The following is a 2,575-nucleotide window of genomic DNA, read 5'->3' on the forward strand; positions in this document are numbered from 1 at the left end:
TAGTGGAGGGCTAATGGCCGGATTAACAAAAGAGCAGCGCGCCCAACGAGCTGCTGAGCAAACTGCGTCTACGCAGGCGGATAACAACGTACCCGTATCGACCACATCGCAGCTGGTGACGATGATTACCGATTTCCCGGCATTCCCCGGCGCCCCCAATACCGCCAACGTTCACCCTGATGAAGTGGAGAACTGGAAGGCGCACGGCTGGAAAGAAATGGAGTGATGCATGATCACTTTCATCACCGTTGAAGACGTCAATTCGATACTCGGTGCCACCTGGACAGATGAAAGCAAAAAAGCCAAATCTGTGCTGATGGCCAATACCTGGATGAATGGACTTAACCTGAAAATGCCGTGCGATAAGGCAACTCACGAAATCATCATTCCTGACGATGTGAAACAAGCTGGCGCCTATGCGGCGCTAGCGGCCTCGAATGGTGGCCTTTATCAGCAGAAAACCGATTCTGGTGTGTTGCTGAGTAAGACGGTAGATGCCGATGATGTCAGCGTTTCAAAGACCTTCGCGGAACTTGCTACCAACAGCTCGGCATTGCTTGATTCCGATCTGCAGCTGGCGCTTGCAATGCTAAAGCCCTATGGCGTTAGTCAGTCTCAGGTACGGCTGGTAAGGGGGTGATATGCAAAACACTGATGTGCATTATGCCGGTGACGGGCTCGGCCCTCGCGATGTGTTTGTGAATGGAAACCCGATCAATTATGTCGTTTACGCAAACCCGGCAAAGGGCGTTGTTGAGTTTGCTCCGCTTCCGCTGAGGGTTAAACGCAACGGCGAAATCTATACCAGGAAACTGCGTGGTAACGTCCTGGTCCTTTTTACTGGCGGATATGTTTCTAACAATATCCCGCTTCAGCGTTTTGGTGAAAAAGGCATAGAGGAGGTAGACCGTGGGTATCCGCGACGAACTCCAAACTGAAGTCGCCGCAGACTTCGATACAGACCTGCAGGATGCCGTTAAGGATTTCACTGGGTCATACACCGTTCGAGGTGCCTGGGACCCGGTGACGGAAACCAGCACTGAAACGCAGGTGACTTACTCAGGGCGCGGAGTGCTGGCGCGCTATAAACTCCGCCGTATCGATGGCGTTAATATTCTGCATGGTGATGTGAAGCTAACCGCCCTGGTTAACGAGGTGACTGATAAGCCGGCAGTCGGGCATATCATCATCGCACCGGATCCGATTACGGGTGAGCTTCAGCGTTACGAGATCATAACCGCTTCTGCCGACTCTGCTGGAGCTGCGTACTCCATTCAACTGCGGAGGGCGTGATATGGCTAAGGGCTGGAACATTGACCCGGCGGCATTCGCCCGGCTGGTGGCCGAAGATGTCAAACTACGCCAGCGGACAATCGCCATTCACCTGCTGAATGAAATCGTTCAACGGTCGCCGGTAGGAAACCCGGAGCTGTGGGCCATCAACGCGACCGCGGTTCAATACAACAAAGCTGTTGGGGAATGGAACGAATCTCTTTATGCCGATCCTGCTAACCTGACCAAAACCGGAAGGCTCAGGAAGAAAGTCCGTGTTAATGACAGCATGGATATCAGGCGGCCGGCTGAGTATCGCGCAGGAACCTTCAGGGCATCGCATTTTGTCAGCATCGGCGAACCTGATCATTCCGTCCCGACCGAACCGGATCCGCGCGGGGCAATGACGTTTCTTAATGGCAAAAATATTATTGACCAGGCGCCAGCCTACTCGGTGATTTACATTCAGTCGAACCTGCCTTACTCCGTGCCTCTGGAGAATGGTCACTCAACGCAGGCGCCAACAGGCGTCTATGCCGTCTCGTTTAATGGTGTGATTCAGGCCTACAAATGACCCTTTCAGAAATCAGAAACGCTGTCATTTCCCGAATGGCGGCACAGACCGCTATTGCCTCTGATGCGGTGGATTATCCCAATGGTCCGGTATTTGACCCCAGCAACCGCGATATCTGGGCCCGCCTCACCAACATTGCAGGACAGGCTGGCGCAACCGAGATCGGGGATGGGCCAGTCGTCCACAGGACGGGCTTACTCATCATTCAGCTATTTGTTCCGGTTGGCTCCGGGACGTTGCTTATCTCCCGGACGGCTGATCAGCTAACGGAGCTATTCGAGTTCAGGGACGACGGAAAACTTAGTTATTTCGCTGTTTCTGCTGTGCCGGCGGGTGAGACCGATGGCTGGTTACAGCTCAATCTTCAAATTCCTTATCGCGCTCTGTAGCGCACAAAAAACAGGAGGCTCCTGTGAGCTCAGGTGCAAAATTAGTAGCCGCGTTTATTCGCGAGACAACGCCAGGAATCACGCCAACAGCAGGGGCGTGGAACCTGCTGCGTCGTTCTTCATTTGGTCTGAAACCAACGCAGAACACCAACGACAATGACGAAATCGCTGGTGACCGTATGGCGCAGGGTGTTTCACGCGGCACAGTGGATGTCGGCGGCGATGTCGGCACACGGTTTCGCTGGAATCAGCATGACGATTTTCTTGCCAGCTGTTTCGGCGCCGAATGGGTAAATAACGTGCTGACGATGGGCAATGGCCGCATCACGTTCTCAGTGGC

The 2,575-nt window shown here is 53.7% G+C and carries 7 protein-coding genes; all 7 read left to right on the top strand.

Annotated features, from left to right (window positions below; genetic code table 11):
• Positions 1-13 precede the first annotated feature (13 nt).
• Entirely contained in the window at positions 14-226 is a 213-nt protein-coding gene (locus tag VZP09_RS07115) for a hypothetical protein (RefSeq protein ID WP_110217921.1), read from the top strand.
• 3 nt (positions 227-229) lie between these two features.
• Positions 230-640: a hypothetical protein gene (locus VZP09_RS07120; protein WP_016160820.1), complete on the top strand. Its 411-nt coding sequence runs from the start codon at positions 230-232 to the stop codon at positions 638-640.
• Between the two features lies 1 nt (position 641).
• Positions 642-938: a hypothetical protein gene (locus VZP09_RS07125; protein WP_004146199.1), complete on the top strand. Its 297-nt coding sequence runs from the start codon at positions 642-644 to the stop codon at positions 936-938.
• Positions 910-1,293, top strand: coding sequence for a glutamate 5-kinase (locus VZP09_RS07130; protein WP_328794991.1), 384 nt, complete (start codon positions 910-912; stop codon positions 1,291-1,293). The genes VZP09_RS07125 and VZP09_RS07130 overlap by 29 nt, the downstream gene beginning before the upstream one ends.
• Position 1,294: 1 nt before the next feature.
• On the top strand, positions 1,295-1,846 hold the full coding sequence (locus VZP09_RS07135; RefSeq protein WP_110217925.1) for a hypothetical protein: 552 nt from the start codon (positions 1,295-1,297) through the stop codon (positions 1,844-1,846).
• A complete protein-coding gene (locus tag VZP09_RS07140) occupies positions 1,843-2,235 on the top strand; it encodes a phage tail terminator-like protein (RefSeq protein ID WP_232690134.1) in 393 nt (130 codons plus the stop codon). Before VZP09_RS07135 ends, VZP09_RS07140 begins: the two co-directional genes overlap by 4 nt.
• 23 nt (positions 2,236-2,258) lie before the next feature.
• Positions 2,259-2,575, top strand: a 317-nt coding sequence (locus VZP09_RS07145; protein ID WP_328794992.1) for a phage tail tube protein, incomplete at its 3' end; no start/stop codon positions are given.

Origin of the sequence: Klebsiella sp. EMBS2024, assembly GCF_036233805.1 — a bacterium.
GTDB classification, from domain to species: Bacteria; Pseudomonadota; Gammaproteobacteria; order Enterobacterales; family Enterobacteriaceae; genus Klebsiella; species Klebsiella pneumoniae.

Excerpts from the sequence above, each read along its gene's own strand:
- VZP09_RS07140 (WP_232690134.1), top strand. The coding sequence starts at position 1,843 with ATGACCCTTTCAGAAATCAGAAACGCTGTCATTTCCCGAATGGCGGCA.
- VZP09_RS07115 (WP_110217921.1), top strand. The coding sequence starts at position 14 with ATGGCCGGATTAACAAAAGAGCAGCGCGCCCAACGAGCTGCTGAGCAA.
- VZP09_RS07125 (WP_004146199.1), top strand. The coding sequence starts at position 642 with ATGCAAAACACTGATGTGCATTATGCCGGTGACGGGCTCGGCCCTCGC.
- VZP09_RS07120 (WP_016160820.1), top strand. The coding sequence starts at position 230 with ATGATCACTTTCATCACCGTTGAAGACGTCAATTCGATACTCGGTGCC.
- VZP09_RS07135 (WP_110217925.1), top strand. The coding sequence starts at position 1,295 with ATGGCTAAGGGCTGGAACATTGACCCGGCGGCATTCGCCCGGCTGGTG.